The sequence below is a fragment of the Cyanobium gracile UHCC 0139 genome (genome assembly GCF_034931325.1).
Classification (GTDB): Bacteria; Cyanobacteriota; Cyanobacteriia; order PCC-6307; family Cyanobiaceae; genus Cyanobium; species Cyanobium gracile_B.
The window spans coordinates 158003-175189 of sequence record NZ_JAYGHX010000006.1 but is presented as its reverse complement, the minus strand read 5'-3'; the positions used below and the strand labels follow the sequence as shown (position 1 = coordinate 175189).

The 17187-nt window shown below is 68.1% G+C and carries 22 protein-coding genes; 7 read left to right on the top strand and 15 right to left on the bottom strand.

Translation table 11 applies throughout. The features are described from left to right. Position 1: 1 nt before the first annotated feature. The 3 genes from VB738_RS11365 to VB738_RS11355 form a co-directional block, all read right to left on the bottom strand. Positions 2 to 370: a UPF0175 family protein gene (locus tag VB738_RS11365; protein ID WP_254958271.1), complete on the bottom strand. Its 369-nt coding sequence runs from the start codon at positions 368 to 370 to the stop codon at positions 2 to 4. Positions 371 to 449: 79 nt separating this feature from the next. Beyond that, a complete protein-coding gene (locus VB738_RS11360) occupies positions 450 to 710 on the bottom strand; it encodes a hypothetical protein (RefSeq protein WP_323305837.1) in 261 nt (86 codons plus the stop codon). A gap of 49 nt (positions 711 to 759) precedes the next feature. Continuing rightward, a complete protein-coding gene (locus VB738_RS11355; RefSeq protein WP_323305836.1) occupies positions 760 to 1311 on the bottom strand; it encodes a hypothetical protein in 552 nt (183 codons plus the stop codon). An 11-nt stretch (positions 1312 to 1322) separates the two neighbouring features. Between VB738_RS11355 and VB738_RS11350 the strand changes: the two genes are divergently transcribed. Next, a complete protein-coding gene (locus tag VB738_RS11350) occupies positions 1323 to 1982 on the top strand; it encodes an alpha/beta family hydrolase (protein WP_323305835.1) in 660 nt (219 codons plus the stop codon). 114 nt (positions 1983 to 2096) lie between these two features. Here VB738_RS11350 and VB738_RS11345 read toward each other — a convergent pair whose 3' ends face one another. The 5 genes from VB738_RS11345 to VB738_RS11325 form a co-directional block, all read right to left on the bottom strand. Then, positions 2097 to 2576, bottom strand: a complete 480-nt coding sequence (locus VB738_RS11345; protein ID WP_323305834.1) for a hypothetical protein — start codon at positions 2574 to 2576, stop codon at positions 2097 to 2099. Further along, a complete protein-coding gene (locus VB738_RS11340; protein ID WP_323305833.1) occupies positions 2576 to 3085 on the bottom strand; it encodes a hypothetical protein in 510 nt (169 codons plus the stop codon). The genes VB738_RS11345 and VB738_RS11340 overlap by 1 nt, the downstream gene beginning before the upstream one ends. A 434-nt stretch (positions 3086 to 3519) precedes the next feature. After that, on the bottom strand, positions 3520 to 4812 hold the full coding sequence (locus VB738_RS11335; RefSeq protein ID WP_323305832.1) for an EAL domain-containing protein: 1293 nt from the start codon (positions 4810 to 4812) through the stop codon (positions 3520 to 3522). Positions 4813 to 5117: 305 nt separating this feature from the next. Further along, positions 5118 to 5402 carry a hypothetical protein gene (locus VB738_RS11330; protein WP_323305831.1) on the bottom strand — a complete coding sequence of 95 codons (285 nt, stop codon included), beginning with the start codon at positions 5400 to 5402 and terminating at the stop codon, positions 5118 to 5120. Continuing rightward, complete coding sequence (locus VB738_RS11325) at positions 5399 to 5632, bottom strand: type II toxin-antitoxin system VapB family antitoxin (protein ID WP_323305830.1); 234 nt, start codon at positions 5630 to 5632, stop codon at positions 5399 to 5401. The genes VB738_RS11330 and VB738_RS11325 overlap by 4 nt, the downstream gene beginning before the upstream one ends. 105 nt (positions 5633 to 5737) lie before the next feature. Between VB738_RS11325 and VB738_RS11320 the strand changes: the two genes are divergently transcribed. The 3 genes from VB738_RS11320 (at position 5738) to VB738_RS11310 (ending at position 6997) form a co-directional block, all read left to right on the top strand. After that, the gene (locus tag VB738_RS11320; protein ID WP_323305829.1) at positions 5738 to 6226 is read left to right on the top strand and encodes a hypothetical protein; all 489 of its coding nucleotides are present in this window, start codon (positions 5738 to 5740) and stop codon (positions 6224 to 6226) included. Between the two features lie 106 nt (positions 6227 to 6332). Then, positions 6333 to 6587 (top strand): antitoxin, encoded by a 255-nt coding sequence (locus tag VB738_RS11315; protein ID WP_323305828.1) that lies wholly within the window; start codon positions 6333 to 6335, stop codon positions 6585 to 6587. Next, on the top strand, positions 6584 to 6997 hold the full coding sequence (locus VB738_RS11310) for a type II toxin-antitoxin system VapC family toxin (RefSeq protein ID WP_323305827.1): 414 nt from the start codon (positions 6584 to 6586) through the stop codon (positions 6995 to 6997). The genes VB738_RS11315 and VB738_RS11310 overlap by 4 nt, the downstream gene beginning before the upstream one ends. An 82-nt stretch (positions 6998 to 7079) precedes the next feature. On the opposite strand, the gene VB738_RS11305 is transcribed toward VB738_RS11310, so the two are convergent. The 3 genes from VB738_RS11305 to VB738_RS11295 are packed head-to-tail and all read right to left on the bottom strand — an operon-like array spanning position 7080 to position 10068. Beyond that, positions 7080 to 8114, bottom strand: coding sequence for a metallophosphoesterase family protein (locus VB738_RS11305; protein WP_323305826.1), 1035 nt, complete (start codon positions 8112 to 8114; stop codon positions 7080 to 7082). Then, positions 8101 to 9357 carry a vWA domain-containing protein gene (locus VB738_RS11300; protein WP_323305825.1) on the bottom strand — a complete coding sequence of 419 codons (1257 nt, stop codon included), beginning with the start codon at positions 9355 to 9357 and terminating at the stop codon, positions 8101 to 8103. The genes VB738_RS11305 and VB738_RS11300 overlap by 14 nt, the downstream gene beginning before the upstream one ends. A 33-nt stretch (positions 9358 to 9390) precedes the next feature. Continuing rightward, positions 9391 to 10068 carry a MerR family transcriptional regulator gene (locus VB738_RS11295; protein WP_323305824.1) on the bottom strand — a complete coding sequence of 226 codons (678 nt, stop codon included), beginning with the start codon at positions 10066 to 10068 and terminating at the stop codon, positions 9391 to 9393. Between the two features lie 163 nt (positions 10069 to 10231). Between VB738_RS11295 and VB738_RS11290 the strand changes: the two genes are divergently transcribed. Next, a complete protein-coding gene (locus VB738_RS11290) occupies positions 10232 to 10978 on the top strand; it encodes a M28 family peptidase (RefSeq protein ID WP_323305823.1) in 747 nt (248 codons plus the stop codon). Positions 10979 to 10999: 21 nt separating this feature from the next. Here the strand turns inward: VB738_RS11290 and VB738_RS11285 are convergent, their stop codons facing one another. Continuing rightward, positions 11000 to 12538, bottom strand: coding sequence for a SulP family inorganic anion transporter (locus tag VB738_RS11285; protein WP_323305822.1), 1539 nt, complete (start codon positions 12536 to 12538; stop codon positions 11000 to 11002). Between the two features lie 157 nt (positions 12539 to 12695). After that, positions 12696 to 13373, bottom strand: a complete 678-nt coding sequence (locus VB738_RS11280; protein WP_323305888.1) for a peroxiredoxin-like family protein — start codon at positions 13371 to 13373, stop codon at positions 12696 to 12698. 175 nt (positions 13374 to 13548) lie between these two features. Between VB738_RS11280 and VB738_RS11275 the strand changes: the two genes are divergently transcribed. Continuing rightward, entirely contained in the window at positions 13549 to 13797 is a 249-nt protein-coding gene (locus VB738_RS11275) for an AbrB/MazE/SpoVT family DNA-binding domain-containing protein (RefSeq protein ID WP_323305821.1), read from the top strand. Then, entirely contained in the window at positions 13794 to 14219 is a 426-nt protein-coding gene (locus VB738_RS11270; RefSeq protein WP_323305820.1) for a type II toxin-antitoxin system VapC family toxin, read from the top strand. Before VB738_RS11275 ends, VB738_RS11270 begins: the two co-directional genes overlap by 4 nt. On the opposite strand, the gene VB738_RS11265 is transcribed toward VB738_RS11270, so the two are convergent. Together VB738_RS11265 and VB738_RS11260 are read right to left on the bottom strand one after the other, a co-directional pair. Further along, positions 14216 to 15751 (bottom strand): cryptochrome/photolyase family protein, encoded by a 1536-nt coding sequence (locus tag VB738_RS11265; protein ID WP_323305819.1) that lies wholly within the window; start codon positions 15749 to 15751, stop codon positions 14216 to 14218. The two genes, VB738_RS11270 and VB738_RS11265, sit on opposite strands and share 4 nt — an antisense overlap. A gap of 10 nt (positions 15752 to 15761) precedes the next feature. Beyond that, positions 15762 to 17060, bottom strand: coding sequence for an FAD-binding domain-containing protein (locus VB738_RS11260; protein WP_323305818.1), 1299 nt, complete (start codon positions 17058 to 17060; stop codon positions 15762 to 15764). Positions 17061 to 17187 lie beyond the last annotated feature (127 nt).

The following is a 17187-nucleotide window of genomic DNA, read 5'->3' as shown; positions in this document are numbered from 1 at the left end:
ATCAGGGGGCTGGCGTCGCTGATGACGATTGCAGCCACTGCTCCAGGGTGTCGAGATCTGCGCGGGTTTCGGCTTCCGTCAGACGGATCGCCGCGATGCCGAGTCGCGAGAGATGGACGATGAAGGTGGCGGTGTCCATGTCGGCCACGCGGGCGGCCCTGGCCAGGGAGAGCTCGCCTTCGCGGAAGAGGGCCGTGGCCAGGGCTGGCCTCACTCCCGGCGCCTGCAGGAGACCTTGCTGGTCGAGGCCCATCAGCAGCGCGTCGGGATGGTCGCGGTTCAGCACCACGACCATGTCGGTCTTGGCCTGGCGCAGGGCCTCAGACGGATTGTTCTTGAGGCCGCTGACGCTCACGGCACGCATGGCCATCGCTGCAGGGAAGAACGGATAGGACGATGTTATGGCCTTTTGCCGGGGGCTTGAGCTAAGGGCCGATTGTTGCGCCCAGCTACAACCCCACCTTGCGGCGGCCCCAGGCCATACCCGCCGCATAGCCGATCGCCGGCAGCAGCAGCCCGAGGTTCAGGGGGATCTGCACCAGCAGAACGATGCCCACCAGCCAGGGGACCAGCAGCAGGCAGCCGAAGGCCAGCTGGCTGAAGCGGGAGCGGCGCGCCAGGCGGCCCGAGCCCTGCACCAGACGGGGCACGCCCTTGCCCAGGCCGTAGCCCAGAAGCACGGTGACAACGGTGAGCAGGATCGCGCCCATGGTTGGAAGGAAGGCTCTCGGATTCTGGTGCCAGGGGGGGTCGCGGGCGTTACTCGCAGACAGGCACGTAGGGCACCGCGATCGTTTCGATCGCGCTCTTCGTGGCAAACGCACCAAGCACCTGCTTGTCTTTCTGATTCACCGTGACGAACCGCCCGGCGAAGGTCTCGTCGTAGACCGAGGTGGCGGAGAGGCCGGCGGCGCGGGCGCGCTTGAGCAGGTCGCCCACGGTGCCGCCGGGAATGGCGACGCCGAACGACGTCCGCACACCGGCCGAGAAGGCGAAGACCCGCAACGTGCCCTGTTCGAACTGGGCCGTGCCGACGATTCCCGCCGGCGCCTTGGGCCCTTTGAGCTTGTAGACGACAGGCAGCGGCGGCCCGCCGAGCTCACAACCGGGGCCCGGATCGGAGAGCCAGCCGGTGGCGACGGCTTCGGCTCGGCCCATGCCGAGACGCAACGGGCCGATCCCGTCGAGGCGGAGCACCGGGCTGGATCCGCGACCATCGGCCCATGCCGATCCGGCCGCCAGCAGCAGGATGGCCCCACTGGCCCCAAGCCGTGCAGCGCGACGCAGCGTGTGGCCGATCCGGCGTGTCATGGTCTGACTGTATGGGCACCAGCTCCGACCCCCGCCTGATCGACGGCCCCGACGACGCGCCGGCCACCGTGCTGCTGGCCCATGGGGCCGGGGCACCGATGGACAGCCCGTTCATGGCGGCGATCGCCGGCGGAATGGCCGCGGCGGGCTGGCGGGTGGTGCGCTTCGAGTTTGGCTACATGGCCCGGATGCGCGAGACGGGCCGCCGCCAGGGGCCCGAGCGGATGCCGGTGCTGCAGGAGGCGTTCCGCCAGCAGGTGCGGCTGGAGACAGGCGAGCGCCCGGAGCGGCCGCTGTTCATCGGCGGCAAGTCGATGGGCGGGCGGGTGGCCAGCCTGCTGGTGGAGGAACTGGCCGCCAGCGACGGGGTGCGGGGCTGCCTGTGCCTGGGCTATCCCTTCCATCCGCCCGGCAAGCCGCTGCAGCTGCGCACCGAGCACCTGGCCGCCCTGCGCACGCCCACCCTGATCCTGCAGGGGGAGCGGGACACGTTCGGGCGGCGGGAGGAGGTGGATACGTACAGCCTCTCGCCGGCTGTGCAGCTGGGCTGGATCCCCAGTGGGGATCACAGCTTCAAGCCCACACGCAGTTCGGGCCTCAGCGAGGCGGAGAACTGGGCGACGGCGGTGGACTGGAGCGATCGGTTCCTGCGGGAAGTGCTGGTGGGGTGAGCCTTTCGGCCAGGGAGAACGTCCTCGCGGCTCAGCTTGTTCGGCAGATCCTGAGCTGCCGGATCGCTTGCCTTGGTCGTCGTGGTTGAGAACGGGGCTCAGCCTGCGCTGTCATCAGGGCTTACCTGACAGCAGCGTTTCGATCAAACCCATCACGCGTTCTTCCAGCTGATCGATACGCCGCAACAGTCGAGCTTCCATTTGTGCCAGAGCTTCCTCGCTGACGCCGCCACGACCAGCTCCCGATGCCGACAGTGAGCGTGCAGGGGCGGGCCAGGCGCCATTCGCAAACACGGAGCTCAGATGGTCCCAGGTTTTCTTCTTGGTGGGAGCTGGGCCCAGGGCGGCCTCCAGATGGGCATGGGCCGCTGCGGCCGTGCGGAAGCGGGCCTTGAGGGCCGCCGGATGGCATTGCTCCTTCGGCAGCAAGGGCTGGGGGGACTCACTCAATACACCGATGGCCTCCGCCGGCGCCACTTCATCCACCAGCTGACGGATCGCGGCGTTCTGGTCGCCCACGGTGCGGAACAGATCGGCGTCGCCCTTGGCCATGCGCGCCATCAGCTCGCCGAAGCGATCGCTCAGTTCCCCCATCAGCCCTCTCTTCCTCCGCGCAGCAGGCGGCGCATGCGCTCGATCAGCCGTGTGATGCTGAAGATGCTCCAGTAGCCGGCCTCATCCTTAGCGGCATCGAGTTCCTGCAGCAGCCCATCGAGGGCCTGTTGTTTGTCTTCGAAGGCCTCCAGCTCCCGGTGCATGTCCTGGGCGATGCGGAGGGCCTCCGCCTTCTCCTGGCCCAGGGCCATCAACCGGCCCTCGTAGCTGCGCAGGGTCTCCAGAAACCGTTCGCGCGCCACCGTGAGCTCCCTGGAGCGGCGTTGCAGCTGGGCCCTCGAGCGTGTGAGGAAGGCGTGGCTGTTGCGCATCGCCTGGTAGTGGTGCTCGATCTGCTCCCGGCTCAGGGTGCTGAGATCGGCGGGGAAATCCTGGGTGGAGCGGATGCCTTTGCACTCCAGTGCGGCCTGAGCGACACCAGGCGCCACCGGTATCGATTCACTTTCCGGCACCAGGAGGCTCAGCTCCCCTTGCTCGCTGTTGGTCATCGGATCAGAGACGCGACCTCCAGCACAGCACTGGAAATAGATAGTTGGGGAGCACAGGCCTTGGGCCGGTCATGAATCGATTCACAGGTCTCCGATCGCGATGCCGGAATGGACTAGGTGTGTAGTCCCACCAGGTTGTTCAGCTGACGATGGGGTGTGAGGTCGCCAGGGTCGGGGTGTCACCGCTCCTCCCAAGACCTCACAACCCATGATTGGCCTCCCACTGGCCCGTCTGGCGCCGATCAGTCGGGAACGCCTGATTCGTCGGCCTCTCGATGGGGGCGTGCAGCTCAAGACCCTTGCGGCGCAAGCCGGGATCAGACTGCGCTGCGCCTGCAAGGGGCTGGCCCGGTACCGCTCGATCACGGCCTCGCGCTCTGGAGTCGACCGTTGAATCAGCAGGACCGTGGACTGGTGGTTTTCTGGCGATCAGATCAGGGTTTGAGGCGCTGATCAATACAGAGCACGAAGGAAGTACCGCTGGCGTGCTCCAACCTCGTGGCCACGGTGCGGCAGCGCTGGCCGGTGGCCAGGCTGATGTAGGTGTCGGTGATGTGCTCATGGAGACCCGTATCCATCAGGCTGAAGAAATACTCCTTGTTGGCGTGGTCGGTGCCCCGCGTGGCGGGTGTGAACAGGCGGTTCCTCGACGGGGGGAGACCCTGGCCTAGGTGCGTGTTGCTGATCTGCAGTCCGTCGCCATCGAGCACGTAGGCGGCTTCGATCATGGTGTTGGTGCCTACCCAGTTGGCAAGGGCGCCGTCGAATATTTGGGCAGGGATGTGACGTAGGGCTTCACACCCTGCGCGGGCCAGATTGATCAGATCGAGGCCCTCCACCTGGCGGGCCTGGATGGCGGCCACGGCTTTGACCCGTTGCCGGCGGGCGGCTTCCATCAGAACGGGGTGCAGGGCCGCCAGGTGCAGGTTGGCCGCTGGCTTGGGGCGGGCAAAGTGATAGCCCTGGAAGAACTCTGCTCCGAAGGCGGCGCAGGTGTCCAGTTCTGCCTTGGTTTCCACCCCTTCAGCCAGCACCAGAGTGCCGATGGTCTTTCCAAGTAAGATCAGCGACTTCATCATTTCCTGCTTGAAAAAGTCGCGGTCGACTCCGGCGATGAGACTGCGGTCGAGCTTGATGATGTGGGGCCGCAATTCGGCGATGCGTGGCAGGTTGCTGTGGCCGGATCCCAAGTCGTCAATGGCGATCAGGAAACCCAATTCGCGATGGCGCTCCACGAAGCGTTTCAGGGTCATCGTGTCCTGAACCTTGGTTTCGTTGAGCTCGATCACGATGTCGCTGGGTTCCAGACCCGTGGCCTCGGTGGCCTCGAGCAAGGCTCCCGAGCCTTCCACTCCCTCGTCGATCAATGACGTTTCAAAGTTGAGAAACAGAAAGGGGCGTAGGGACCGGGGCAAGTTGAGATCCCGGTAGGCCTCCATGGCCCGGAGGCGGCAGCGGCGATCCAGCTCCAGCAGCTTCCCGGCCTTGCGGGCCTTGGCGAACTTCTGTCCGACACCCATGAGCGCCGGGCGCGCGAGGGCCTCCAGGCCCACCACGGAGGTTTGCTTCAGGGAGACGATGGGTTGAAAGTGTATGGCTAGCTGATTCGATGGGAGGATCGCAGAGACCTCCCTCGTGGGCTCCTTAAGTTCAGCGTGAACCATTGAGCGTGAAAGACAGCGGACTACATTTGTAGCGAGCCAGCAGCATTGAACCCTAGGGAACATCTGAAAAACGTACTAAAATCAACCCAGATCCAACACTGAGGCTCGAACGGAAGGCCGTCCCCCTCCAGCTGGGCTTTTCGGAGCACGAGCAAACTCATGCCAAAAAGAGGACGCGTCGCCAGCGCTTCTTGGATGAGATGGAGGCCACGGTTCCCAGGGAAGCCTTCCTGGCTTTGATCGAGCCCTGCTGCCGGCCTACTTGCGGATCTCTAACGGCCGCAGGTGCCATATGGCCCTGGGTGGCCTCACCCCCCAACAGCGGCTTGCTCAGCTGCAGGCATGAACAACCTGGTGGGAAAGCACACCTAGGCCGTCGGCACCCAGTTCTCCACCTGCAGGCCGCTCACCTGGGCAAACTCCCAGGTGTTGTTGGTGATCAGCATGGCCTGCAGGCTCAGGGCATGGGCCGCGATCATCGTGTCGAGGGAGCCAATGGGAGTGCCCCGGCGCTCCAGCTCCGCCCGCAGCTCGGCCGCCACCACACTGCAGAGGCCAATCTCTCCGAGCCGGTAGCGCTTGAACCGCTCCATTACCGCTGCTGGTTTGGCGTTGATGATGGTAATGCAGATGTTGGTATCGAGCAGAATCATGGGCTGATCGCCTCCCGGATCTGCTCCTCCGGCTGCTCACGCGTGATCACAAAGCCCGGCTCGAAGGCCGCCAACCCGGCCTCCAGCGTTTGCCAGGGGTCATCGATCGGCAGCAACAGCACCCCATTACCGAAATGCTTCACCACCACCTCGCTGCCGCTGAAGCGGTACGCCTTCGGCAGCCGCACCGCCTGGCTGCGGCCCGATTGGAACAGACGTGCGGTGTCCATGGCAGGCCCTGATCCGGTAGTGACCCATGGTTGCCACCACGGCTGGTGAGATGCCCCGTCATCACCCGCCGCTGCCAGGATTCAACGCAACGCCAGCACGCCGTCATGCCCCTGCCCCAGCTGACGCCGCTGTTGGTGGCCGTGGCGCTCGCCCCTTGCCCAGTACCGGTGAAGACCCAGCTGGATGGCTTCTACCGCTGGCAGGTGGCGCGGCAAGACATACGTGGTCCGATCGAGATCAGGAGCCAGCAGAGCCGCTTCACCAATGGGCTGTACCAGAAGCTCAGGCGTGCCTATGGCCTCGATCCAGCCAGCGGCCGTTTCGTTGACTTCGATCTGTTCAGCGGCACCCAGGTATCGACCTTGGGCGCCAAGGTGCTGAGCTGCACCGCCACCCCCGGCGCAGGATTGGAAGCCCTGGTGGCTGTGCAGGCAGGCCTGCGCAACCGCCCCATTGAGGCGCCGCAGCTGTTGCGCTATCAGCTGGTGCGCGGCCCCACCGGCAGCTGGAAGATTGCCGACATCGTCTATCCCCATCCGACTGGGTTCCGCCTTTCCAGCTATCTGGCTGAGCTGCTGGGAGCCAAGCCCTGACGGCTGCAGGACCCCTGCGGATCACGTCGATGGACGGCCAAGCAGGACGGCCAAGGGCTTTCGGCTAGCCTGTACCTACATTGTCGTACACACCAGACAGAGGGTCATGGACGTGCTTCCCAGCCGGGTCTTCATGAACGGAAACAGCCAGGCTGTGCGCATCCCCGCCGAGTTTCGCCTCGCCACCGACCGGGTGCAGATCACCCGCAGCCCCAACGGCGATCTGATCATTCACCCCTGCCCTGCCCAGCGGGGCCAGGCCCTGCTCGACACGCTCGCCCGCTTCGAGCCCAGCTTCGTGGCCAGCCTGGAAGCGCAGCAGGCCAGTCCGATCCCGGTGCAGGAGCGGGAGAGCCTGTGATCTATCTGCTCGACACCAACATCCTCATCTACCTGATCAAGAACCGGCCGGCCCAGGTGGCTGAGCGCATCGATCAACTCGCCGATGGGGACAGCCTGGCGATGTCGTTCATCACCTGGGCCGAACTGCTGCGCGGGGCCGAGGGCAGCCAGCGCCGCGAGGCCACCCTCCAGCAGCTCGAGGCCCTGTCCCGGCAGGTACCCGTGCTCTACCCCGATGGCCCCGCCTTCTGCCGCCACTACGCCGCGCAGGCCGCCGCCCTCAACCGCCGGGCCACCCCCATCGGCGGCAACGATCTCTGGATTGCCGCCCATGCCCTGGCCCTCGGCGCCACCCTGGTGAGCCACAACGTGCGTGAATTCGCCCGCGTCGAGGGCCTGACCCTGGTGGATTGGGCGGCCGCTGCCTGATCGACGCCGGACACCGGCGGGGCCCACCCCTGATGCCAGGACCAGACTTCACAACCCATGCTCCGGAACGATGGCGCACCCGTCAGCCGCGCAGATCGCCCGCCTGGGCCGCCAAGGGGTGGCCATGTTCTTCGTGTTCATGCTCAGCGCCGAGCTGCCCAGCCAGATCTTCCACCTCGCCCAACACCTGAGCGGGCCGGGGCCGGACGCCATCGCGGAAACCCTCGAACACCTCGGGGTGCTGGTGGTCTACCTCCTGGCCCTGGTCTGCGCCCTGTTCCTTGGCCAGCAGCAACTGTGCCGGAGGCGGCTGCTGTCGTCCTATCCGCCGGACGAGCCCGTTCCCCTCGCCATGCATGTGCTCGGCCTGGTTTGGGGTCTGGTGGCGGTGGTCCTGCTGCGCTGAGCCAGAGACATGGACCACGAACAGATCATCCGCAACCTTGACGGCGCCACCAAGGCCCAGCTGGGGTGATGATGAACCCGGAGGCTGATCAGCCGTGAGCCGCAGCGCCGTCAACACCCCACTCAGATAAGCCCCCGTATCAATCCCGATCCGATGCGGCAACCGGGTCACCTTGAAGTCATGGCGAAACGTATGCCCATGCACCACGGTGTACGGCAACCCATGGGGCCGGCTCAGAAACGGCCGCCGGATCCAGATCAGATCGTCTGTGGCCTGGTGCTCGAGGCGGATGTCGGGGCGCACGCCCGCATGGACGAACAGATAGCGGCCGCGGATTGCTGTGTACGGCAGCTGCTCGAACCAGGCCTGGCGCTCGCGGGCCAGGGGCAGGAGGTCGGGGTTGGCGCCGTTGCACAGCCACAGCTCCACGTCCTCATCCGGCGCTCTCGGTGCCATCGCCTTCAGCAGCATCTGCTCGTGGTTGCCCCGCAGCACGGTCACCGCCGCCAGCCCGTAGGCGCCGGGGTTCTCCTGCAGCTGCCACACCCGCTCCAGCACCAGACGGTCGCCATCGGCTTCGGGGGCCCGATCGATCAGGTCCCCCAGGAAGATCAGCTCGGCACCTGAATCAAAGTGCGGGGTGAGTTCCTGCTCCAGCAGGGAGGCGCAGCCGTGCACATCCCCGATCGCCACCACCTCAGGTCTGTTCATCGTCGCTCTCCCACACATTGAGGCTGGAGCGCTGCGATTCGCGGCGGAGGTTCTTGCGGCTGCGATTGGGATCGCTCTTGAGCAGGGCCAGCTTGTCGCTGAGCAGGTTGAGCTCCCGGGTGAGCCTCGGGGTGGCAGGCATCGCCGAGAGGTCGCCGAACAGCTTGCCCAGGCTGGCGCTGGCGCTGAGGACATCCCCTCGATCCAGCTCAGTGATCACGCGCCGGCGTTCCCGGTTGGCCCGCAGCAGCGCCAGCTGTTCGGCCACCGCGTCATCGGGCTCCAGCTGCTTGAGCTCCTCGCTTTCCATCACCGGCAGGTGCAGGTGCTCGATCAGGCTCTGGCGGTCGCCGCTACCGGGGGCCTCCCAGGCCAGCCGCACGCTGAGGATCTCCTGATTCGGGCTCCAGGCGGGCAGCTCCAGCTGCAGGCCCACGTTGAGCTCCTGGCCGGCGCGCAGGTTGGGGAGCTGGTGGTTGCCAGCGCCGGTGGGCGTCAGGTCGTTGAGCAGGTCGACCACCTCAGCGCCGTGTTTGCCCCGCAGGCCCAGGCTCACCCGCCGCCCGAAGGTGCTGGTCAGCCCCTGGAGCTCGGAGGCGTAGAGGTCGGCCAGCTGGCTGGGGGTTTCGATGTGGGCCAGGGTGCCGTCCCCCGCCGCGGCCATCGCCCCCATCAGGTCCTCGTCGAAGTCATCGCCCAGGCCGAAGGCACTGGTGCTGATGCCGCGCTGGGTCAGGCCCGCCACCTTGGCGGCGATCTGGTCGGTGTCGGTGAGGCCATGGTTGGCCTGGCCATCGGAGAGCAGCAGCACCCGGTTCATCGCAGCGGGATCGAGGTGCTCGGCCACCTGGGTGGCCCCGGCTCGCCAGCCATCGAACAGGGCCGTGCTGCCGCCGCTGTGGATCGTGTTGATCGCGGCGATGAACGGCTGGGGATCGGCCACGGGCCTCAAGGGCACGACGATCTGCACCTCATTGTCGAAGCTGACGATGGCGAGCCGATCACGGCCGGTGAGTTCCCCGGCCAGGAAGCGGGCGGCCTTGCGGGCATAACTGAGCTTGGTGCCGCCCATCGAGCCGGAGCGGTCGATCACCAGGGCCAGGTTGAGCGGCGGTCGCTCGCGAAGGCTGGCTGCGGCGGGCAGCGGCGGCGGGGTGATCGTGAGCAGCAGATCAAGAGTCGACGGGCGATCGGAGGCCACCGCCGGCCGCAGGGGCCGGAAGCGCAGGGTGGGACGGGTCATGGTTGGGGGTAGCGGTGGGACGGGGGAACGGGGTCAGCGGGAGGCGTCGTCGAGCAGGGCGTTGAGGCGGTCCAGGAGGTGCTGGAGCCATTGCTGGCGCCGGGGGCCGGCAGGAGGCGGCAGCACGGAGTCGCGGACGTGCACTTCGATGCCGGGGGCGAGGGTGAAACGCAGCCAGCGGCTGCCGTTGTCGCTGGAGCGGGATCCGGTGGGAGTGCGGTCGGAACGGGAGCGGGAGGACAGGGGTTTGTTGAGCATCCCGAGAACGGAGCCCATCGCGGCAGCTTTTCGTGCGAAGGACAAAGAATCGCCTCCCGCAGCATCGGCGTCGTCGGACGTCCCCGAAAGATCCCGCAGGTAGCGCAGGGCCTCGTTGCCGGTGGCGACGGAGGGAGCGGCGGCCGCCGCCCCTTCCCCATCGAGCTGCTCCAGCTGTTGCTCCAGATCGGCGTCGGCCAGAACGCAGAAGGGAGCGATGGCGGAGAGACTCAAACCGCGCCGGGCCAGGGCGCGCACCAGCACCAGTTGCAACAAGTGCCGGTGGCCGTACACCGCGCTGCGCCCCTCCTTGCCGGGGCGATCGATCAACCCCTGGGTGGCATAGAGACGCACCGTGCGCGGCGAGATCTCCTCGTCCAGCAGCTTGCCGGCGACGAGGAGGAGTTCCTCGAGGCCGTAAAGGGCGTCAGCTGGGGCGAAGACCTTGACCATTCCCTAATTATCCACACTTGCAGTGCAGGTGTCAAGCGAGTAGGCTTCGTGCCCCATCGAACGCCTCGACATCGACCACCCCACCCCTGACCCCGCGCCCCTGCTGGAACACCTGCAGCACCTGGCCCGGCCCCGCCACGCCCGCTGGGATCCCATGGGCCTGATGGCGGTGCGCGCCTACCTGATCGAACAGCTGGGCGCCCTGGGGCCGGTGGAGGAGCACCACTTCCATGAGGGCATCGATGCGGGAACCAACCTGATCCTGCGGCTTCCCGGCCAGCGCCCGGAGCTCAATCCCCTGCTGGTGGCGGCCCACTACGACGGCCCCCTGCACTCGATCGACGCCGACGACAACGCCTCCGGCCTGGCGGCCCTGATCGAGCTGGCGGTGCACTGGAAGGCCCAGCCGCCCAGGCGGCCGGTGTGGATCGTGGCCTTCGATCAGGAGGAGTGGGGCATGCTCGGCAGCACGGCCCTGGCCAGGGAACTGCAGGCCGGTGGCCAGACGCTGAAGCTGATGGTGAGCCTGGAGATGCTCGCCTACACCACCGAAACCCAGAACTACCCCCATCCGGCGATGAAGGCGATCTACGGCGATCGGGGCGACTTCATCGCCGTGGTGGGCAACCTGGGCGCCGGCGCCATGCTGCCCGGCCTGGCCAGCCGGATGGGGAAGCACGTGGTCACCAAGGTGCTGCCGGTGCCCGATGCCGGCCGGGCGATTCCCGATGTGCGGCTCAGCGACCACAGCCCCTTCTGGGATGCGGGCTACGACGCCGTGATGGTGACCGACACCTCCTTCCTACGCAACCCGCACTACCACCAGATGAGCGACACGATCGACACGCTGGATCTGCCGTTTCTGGCGGCCGTCACGGAGGGGTTGAAGGAGGGGCTGGGGGGGCTGTGAGCCTGCCCCGATCGATCCGATTCAATGCGCCGGGCCCAGGCCCCGTCCCCCGCCACCGGCTTCCTCGGCCTGGCCGATGCGGGCGAACAGATCGGTGCTTTCGCGGTTGAGGTGCACCACCTCCACGGCGCTGCCGCCCAGCTTGAGCCGGCGGATCACCTGGTCGAGGGCGCTCACGCCGCTCTGGTCCCAGATATGGGCGTCGGCCATGTCGATCGTCACCCGGGCCGGGTGTTCGTGGATCTCGAACCCCGCCCGGAAATAGACACTGCTCACGAAGAACAGCTGGCCGCGGACCACATAGACGCGATGGTCGTCGCCCTCGAGGCGACTCTCCACGGCGATCACCTTGGCCACCTTGCGGCTGAACAGGATCCCGGCCAGGGCCACGCCGGCGAGCAGGCCGATGGCCAGGTTGTGGGTGATCACGGTGATTCCCACCGTGAGCAGCATCACGGCGGTGTCGCTCTTGGGAATCCGCCGGATCCCTGTGATCGAACCGATGTTGGCGGTGTTGATGGCGATCATCACCATCACGCCCACCAGGGTGGCCATCGGGATCTGGTTCACCCAGTCGCGAGCCAGCAGGATCATCGCCAGCAGACTCACCCCCGACGTCAACGTCGATAGCCGCGTACGGCCGCCGTAGCCCACGTTCATCACCGACTGCCCCACCAGGGCGCAGCCGGCCATGCCGCCGAACAGGGAACTGACGATGTTGCCGATCCCCTGGCCCCGGGCCTCGGTGTTCTTGTGGCTGGTCTGGTCAGTGAGGTCGTCGAGGATGTCCTGGGTCAGGAAGGTCTCCATCAGCCCCACCAGCGAGATCGCCAGCGCCGTGGGCAGGATCAGGCCCAGCGTGCCGAAGCTCAGGGGCACCTGGGGCAGGGCGAACTGCGGCAGGCCCGCAGGCAGCGTGCCCAGGCTCGCCACCGTGGGCAAATCGAGTCCGAGGCTGATCGAGATGCCGGTGGTGATCAGGATGGCGATCAGGGCCGACGGGACCACCCGGGTGAGGCGCGGCAGCAGATAGATGATCGCCAGGGTGAGCAGCATCAACGCCCAGACCGCCGGCAGCTGGGCGGCCTCGACCACCACGTTCTCCGGGTGAAAGACATCGAGCCCCAGCTGGGGCAGCTGGGCCAGCAGGATCAGGATCGCCAGGGCATTCACGAACCCCGCCATCACCGGCTGCGGCACGAAGCGCATCTGGTGGGCCAGCCGCAGGTATCCCCAGGCGATCTGGAACAGGCCGGTCAGCAGACCCGCCGCCAGCAGGTACTGCAGGCCGAGCCCGTCCCCCAGGGCGTCACCCTGCTGCACCAGGCCCGTCATCAGCAGGGCGGTGGAGCCGGTGGCGGAGGTGATCATCGCCGTGCGGCCCCCCACCACCGCCAGGGTCACCGCCAGCAGGAAGGCTCCGAACAGCCCCACGCTGGGGTCCACCCCGGCGATGCCGGAAAAGGCGATCGCCTCCGGGATCATCGCGAAGGCCACCACCAGGCCCGAAAGGATGTCGCGGTGGGGCTGGCCCCACCACTCCTTGATGGAGAAGGTCATGGGAAAGGAAGTGGACGACACAGACCCGTATCAGCACGGCAGGTCAACCGCGGCTGGAGCGGCAGACCGGCGGATACCGCAACAGCGGCCTACGGGGGTGTGATCGTCATGGGAAGGACCGTACCAGCCCGGACCAGGGGGGTTCCCGCCACCCACCTCAGCCCAGATACGGATCCAGGAAGCTCAGCGGCCGGGCCATGGTGGCCGAGAAGCCGAGGATGCCGGGGTCGCGGTGGCTGTAGAGCAGGGTGTCGTCGGCCTCCAGCAGATAGGTGCCGCCGCGCTGGGTGAGGAAGTCGTCGCGGGGGACGTAGGTGCGCCAGTGGCCCAGCACTTCGGCCATGTTGCGCAGCCGCACGGTGGCCAGCTCAAAGGGGCGCTGGAAGCCGCGGCCGCCGGCCCGTGCGAAGAACGACCCTTGGATCGGCGGCAGGGGGCCCGCCTGGATCGTCTCGTCGTCGGCGATGCGCTGGGGGGCGCTGCGATCGCCGGTGTAGCCGCGCAGCACCTCGGCCAGGGTGCCGGGGGAACCGAGGCCGGCGCACATCAGCAGCAGGTTGGGCCAGGGCCCGCCGGCCTGCTTCAACCCCTCGTAGAGCCCCAGGTCGCGGTGCAGGTCCGGCTGAGCATCCACCAGCAGCCGCTCGCTCGGGTAGCCGGTGAAGTCGCAGAAGCGTTCGCGGCCAGCCGCGTCGCCGATCCCGATTGCCAGCACGGCGATGCCGGCGGCCTGCAGCTGCGGCAGCACCGGCACCAGGGCCTGGGCGTACTCGAGGCTGTCGAAGTCGCCCAGCTGGCTGAGCAGCAGCACCAGCCGCCGCCGGCCGGGCCCCATGCCCTCCACCGCCGCCAGGCGCTCCAGCAGCAGGGCGGGGGCGGGCGGCCGGGTGGCGGCGGCGTCAGCGGAGGCGGTCACGGACAGGGCTGGGTCAGGGCGGGACCATGCTCGTCGATCCGCGCTGCTCGATTGATCCTTACCAGGTAAGACCCACCTTCAGGAGCCGGTGGCCATGCCAGCCGAAGACGCCGCCACCAGCTCGATCACCAGCAAGGGACAGGTCACCATCCCCAAGGCCTTGCGTCAGCAGCTCGGTCTGGCCCGAGGCGGTCGGGTCAGCTTCCAGCTGCTGGGCGATCACATCGAGGTGCGCTCCTGCAAGCCGGAGCAGCCGCTGCCGGCCGGTGGCTTCGGTCTGCTCAGGAGCCCTCGCCCGCCGGTGCCGGCGGACTTCGACCCGGCCAGCCTGCTGACGCCGTGATCGGCCTCGACGCCAACATGCTGACCCGCTATTTCGTGGAAGAGGACGGGGCCGATGCCGCCACTGAACGCCAGCGCCAGGCGGCCCGGCAGCTGATCGAATCGGGGCAGCCCCTGTTCCTGCCCAAGACCGTGGCCCTGGAACTGGAATGGGTGCTGCGGGGCTACTACGGCTTCGCGGCTGGGCAGGTGCTGCTGATGTTCGACCACCTGCTGGCCCACCCCGGCCTCAGCGCAGAAGATCGCCTGGCCCTGGAACAGGCCCTCGCCGGGCTGCGCAGCGGGCTCGACTTCGCCGATGCCCTGCAACACGCCAGCTGCCGTGGCTGCGACACGCTCGCCTCATTCGACGACCGGGGCTTCGGCCAGCGCATCCGCCACCTGAACCTGGCGCCCCGCGTCGTCGTTCCCAAGGCCCCTTAACGGGTGGCCCGCGCCAGGAACCCCTCGGCGGCGGCCTCGAGTGCCTCGCGCCGCTTGGGGTCCATCTTCTCCAGCAGCCGCACCATCATCGAAAGGCGGGGATTGGCCGCAAAGAAGGCACGGTGGCGGTCGATGAAGCGCCAGTAGAGGCCGTCCCAGACCTCGCACCAGGGGCCCTTTTTGTAGTCGCCCATTTTGAAGATGTAGTTGGAGCCGCCGATGTAGGGCTTGGTGGCGAACAGGCCGCCATCACTCATCTGGCCCATGCCGTAGACGTTCGGGCCCATCACCCACTCATAGGAATCCAGGTAGCGCTCCATGAACCAGCGGTGCACCTCACCGGGGTGGATCTCACACAGCAGCATCAGGTTGCTGATCACCATCAGCCGCTCGATGTGGTGGTTGTAGCCCAGGCGGTTCACCCGTTCGATCGCCGCATCCAGGGGCGGCAGGCCGCTGCTGCCGTCGTCCCAGCAGGGGGCGAGGCGGCGATGGTGGTCCCAGACGTTGGCGGCCGACTGGCGCTCACCATGCACCCGGTCGATGCCGCGCACGAACTCGCGCCAGCCGATCACCTGGCGCAGGAAGCCCTCCAGCGAGGCGATCGGCACCGGCTGGCCGCCCGACTCTCGGCACCGGGCGTGCTCCAGGGTGGCGGCGACCACCGCCGCAGGCGTCAGCAGGCCGATGTTGAGCAGGGGCGACAGCAGCGAGTGGTGCAGGGTGGCGTGCCGCTGGCTGAGGGCGTCTTCGAACGGCCCGAAGCCATCGAGGCGTTCCGCCAGGAAGCGCTGCAGCCAGTCCGCGGCTCCGGCCTGATCGAAGGGGATCCACAGGGGGCCCAGCTCGCCGGGGTGGTCGGGGAAATGGCGGGTGATCAGGGCGCGCACCGCCGGCTCGTGGGGGCTGGCCGCCACCGCCGGCAGCGGCGGCTCCACGTAGCCCTTGGGCAGCTTGCGGCGGTTCTCCACATCGAAGCTCCAGCGGCCGCCGGTGGGGCTGCCATCGGGCTCCAGCAGCAGCCCGAGGCGGCGGCGCTGGCGCTCGTAGAAGGTCTTCATGAACGGGCGGCGGCGGCCCTCGAACCAGCTCCGGCTGCCTGCCACCGATTCCAGGAACGCCGGTGAGGGCAGCACGGTGAGGCGCACGCCCTGCTCGTCGCAGAAGCGCTGCAGCCGCAACGCGAAGCTGCGGTCGGCCACCTCGGCCACCCGGAGCTCGCGGCCGTCCAGTTCGCCGTCCTGCGTCTCGCGGCCGCCGTTCAGCTCGACCGCCAGCCGCTGCCAGAACGGCACCCCCTCCGACTCCGGCAGCTCCCAGTAGCGCACCGCCACACCCCGCTCCAGCAGCGCGTCACGGAAGCTGCGCATGGCCACGAAGGTGTGCAGCAGCCGCAGGCGGTGGTACCGCCAGGTGCTGGCCACGGCCAGGTCCTCGATCATCAGCGCCCGCTGGCCGGGGACAAGCTGGAGGGGCGAGGGGCTGAGCCAGTCGGGGTGGAGCTGGTCGCCCAGGATCAGGGTCAGGGCCACAGGGTGAGGGTCACGAGGGTTGGGGCACCGGGGGGGCCCAGAGCCGGCGGTGGGTCTGCTCGGGGTCGTAGAGGCCCACCTGGCGCTCCAGATCGAAGCGGCGGGGGCTGCCGCCGAAGCTGCGCGGATCGGAGCCGACGCCGGCCAGGTAGGCCCAGTTGCCGGTGTTCAGGGCCGGGTGGGCGTCGATCAGGGCCCACTCGAAGAAGCGGGCACCCCAGGTCCAGGGCAACCGCAGCTCATTGACGAAGTGGGAGGCCACCCACTGACGGCCGCGGTTGGAGAGGTAGCCGGTGGTGAGCAGCTCGTTGAGCTGGGCGTCGATCAGGGGATGGCCGGCGTCGCCGCGGGTCCAGCGGGCGAAGCGCTTCCGATCTTCCACCCAGTCGGGCGGGCGCTGCTGAAGGCCGCCGGGGGCATGGAAAGCGTCGCCATGCTTCTGCTCCGACCAGAGGAAGAACTCCCGCCAGAGCAGTTCCTGCTTCATCCATTCCGAGCCCTCATCGGCGCCGTGGAGCTCCTGGTAGCGAAGAACCTCCCGCCAGATCCGCCGCACCGAAAGGGAGCCCACCCCGAGGAAGGGGGAGAACTTGGCGGAGAACTCGGTCCCCACCAGGCCGTTGCGGGTGGCTTTGTAGTCGCGCAGCCCGCTGGAGTCGAACAGGTAGTGCTGCAGCCGGGCCAGGGCCGTGGGTTCATCACCGGGAAAGGGGAAGGCGCTGCGGGGATCGCTGCCGGCCCCGGGCGCCGCCGGCGGGGGAACGGGCGGCACCAGCCAGGCGCGGGGGAAATCGTCCCAGCTGTCCCCCAGGCCGGCGAGATCCGGTGGGGGCAGCGGCGGTTCCGGGTCGCGTTCCAGGGCCCGGCGGAACGGGCTGAACACCCTGGGGAAACGGTCGGCCGCCACCGGCCAGGTGGCGAACAGGCGACTCTCCTCGGCGTGCAGCACCGCATCCGGCTGCACCTGGGGGCGGAGCTCGGCGAGGGCGGCCGCGGTGGTGAGCTGGGGGTGGTGGAGCAGGGCAACGCCCTGGGCCACCAGGCGGGCGTGCAGTGAAGCGAGGGCCTGGGCCTCCAGGCGCCGCTGGTGGGGGCCCCTCAGCCGCCGGGATTGGGGCCGGCAGGCCAGCACCAGCAGCCGCGCGCCGCTCTGGCGCGCCAGGGCCACGGCCCGGTGCAGGGCGGGCTGGTCATCAAGGCGCAGCTGGCCCTCCAGGGCCAGGGCGATGCTGGGGCCACCCGCCATGGTGCGTCGCCGGGGCGGCCAGCCTGGCAGGGGCGGGGCGGCCACCGCGAGGCTGGGCTCCATGACGGATTGCTGCAGGCCAGGACGGAGCGATTGCGCGTCTTAAGGATTGCTCTAGATTTTGCCTATGAGGGAGTTCCCCGTGCACCGATCCATCGGACTGCTGACCGCCACCGGCCTCACCGGCCTG